Raw genomic sequence first — 2,127 nt, forward strand, 5'->3', positions numbered from 1 at the left:
TTGCGGTCGCCGCTGGTATGGATGACCGTCGCCAGGCTGCGGAAGAAATTCTCTTCCTGGAGCTTGTCGATGAGCTGATGCTCAAATTCATCCGGCACCAGGTAGCCGCCATCGGCATCAGTGCCAATGCTCAGGGCGTTCTGCACATCAATGAAGTTCTTATGGCGAATGCTGTCCCAGAAGGCTTTCTGGTAAGCCATGGATGCACGGCCTTTCTTTTCCGGGGCCTGGTTCCCGGCACCGGGCTGTTCCGTGATGGGAGAAGATGTCGGTTTCGCCATATCTGCGTCCATGCGCTGCTGGCGTTCCAGGCGGTCGATTTCCTTGCCCAGGTTCACCACATCTTCTTCCATCTTGTCGTACCGGGCAGCGTCTTCTGCCGATACCATGCCGTTCTCATCACGGGCCATATCCAGGAAGGCTTTCGCCGCATCCCAGAGGTTCTTGCGCTTCTCGCGCAGTGCTAAAATCGTATCCATTGTATTTGTCCTCCTGTCAATGAATGAGCAATGCCAGCCGTTTCTCTAAGGAAGCGGCTGGCACTTTCTGCAAAGGTTTCTTTGGTTTCAGTTTCTGTACAAAAGAATTCGTCACCGTGACCGGGGTGTACAGCATGGCTTCTGGCTGCTGTTCTCCGTCTTCCTGGTCAAAAAGGATTTCATCGGCAAAGCCCAGTTCCACGGCCTTCCGGGCATTGAGCCAGGTCTCGTCATCCATCATGTGCGAAATCTTCGTACGGGCCAAGCCGCTCTTGATTTCATAGGCATTGATGATGCTCTCCTTGACTTCGCTCAGCATGCCGATGGTCTTTTCCATCTCGGCTTTATCCCCATAAGCCAGGGTCGCCGGATTGTGGATCATCAGGATAGCCACCGGCGACATGCAGACCTTCGTCCCGGCCATGGCGATGACGGAGGCAGCCGAAGCCGCCAAGCCGTCAATCTTGACGGTAACGTTCCCAGGATAATCCATGAGCATGTTATAGATCTGGGCAGCGGCAAAACAGTCACCGCCCGGGCTGTTGATCCAGAGGGTGATGTCGCCGCTGCCCGCATTCAGTTCTTCCTTGAAAGCCTTCGGGGTCACTTCATCGCCCCACCAGGTCTCGTCGGAAATCTGGCCGTCCAGGTAGAGCGTGCGATTACTGCCAAATGAATCCGGTGCTTCGTTGGTCACCCACTTCCAAAATTTATGTTTCATGCGGTTCTCCTTTCAGGCATAAAAAAGCACCTGGCAGTTCCATACTGCCAAGTGCTAATGTAAATGATAAAGCTTTTTAAAACAGCGGGTAGGTTGTCAATGTAATACTGTTGGGATAATCGTTAAACCACATATACTCTCCGGGTCTAGTATAGCAAAGATCTACACCCTGCCCGGCACGTGGCATCTGCTTAAATCCATAAGCAGCTTTAAATTCCGAAAGAGAATTTTCGCAATTAAAATTTGTACGATCAAAATGGCGATTGCCATTTCTATCAATTTTAATTTTCCAAACACGTTGAAAACGCATTGTCAGTTCTAATCCTAATTTTTGATATACCCAGGTATCCAATCCTCTCCAAGATTTTGCATTTGATTTCTGGACTACATCCGGCTGACCATATTTAGCAATCACTTCGTTTTTTGGCGTATCTATCCCAATACCACCAACAGATTCATAATATTGAGGAGTTGGAGATTTTGTAAGTAATACGCCTTGCGTATCATCTAATGGCTTTCCGTTCAAGATAAGGTAAGAATGATATTTACCATCTCCTAAGTTTTCAGCAATAATATAGAGATTTCTATATCCATCCGCCTCTGCAATCTGAACAGAACAACTAAAATCAGAACCACCACCGGCCACTTTAGTCACCCCTATGACATTACAACCATTAATTGACTGTCCTTCAATATCCAGAACTACATTTCCATTCCCATCATACCAGTTACCTTGCATTTTTGATAAAACCGCTGAAGTTTGATCATAAGCAGCCACAGATACTGTGCTAAAGCATAACAGCATCAATCCTACCAGTAAGCATATACTCCATCTTTTCCCATGTTTCATAAATCCACCTCCATTTAATGTCTTTATTATACAAGAAGCGGATACAAATTCAAATATTTTAATCAGCTTCTCCTTTA

The 2,127-nt window shown here is 47.2% G+C and carries 3 protein-coding genes; all 3 read right to left on the reverse strand.

Annotation, left to right across the window (positions count from 1 at the left end; translation table 11 throughout):
- Positions 1-479 (reverse strand): phage major capsid protein (locus tag DW949_RS13500; RefSeq protein WP_118023684.1); only part of this gene is annotated, 479 nt, incomplete at its 3' end.
- A gap of 16 nt (positions 480-495) precedes the next feature.
- Positions 496-1,200, reverse strand: coding sequence for a head maturation protease, ClpP-related (locus DW949_RS13505; protein WP_118023685.1), 705 nt, complete (start codon positions 1,198-1,200; stop codon positions 496-498).
- Between the two features lie 76 nt (positions 1,201-1,276).
- Positions 1,277-2,127 (reverse strand): hypothetical protein (locus DW949_RS13510; RefSeq protein ID WP_233539614.1); only part of this gene is annotated, 851 nt, incomplete at its 5' end.

It is taken from the genome of Megasphaera sp. AM44-1BH (genome assembly GCF_003467125.1).
Classification (GTDB): Bacteria; Bacillota; Negativicutes; order Veillonellales; family Megasphaeraceae; genus Megasphaera.

What these genes read in the sequence shown, in the direction of transcription:
- DW949_RS13505 (WP_118023685.1), bottom strand. Translation starts at nt 1,200, where the DNA reads ATGAAACATAAATTTTGGAAGTGGGTGACCAACGAAGCACCGGATTCA.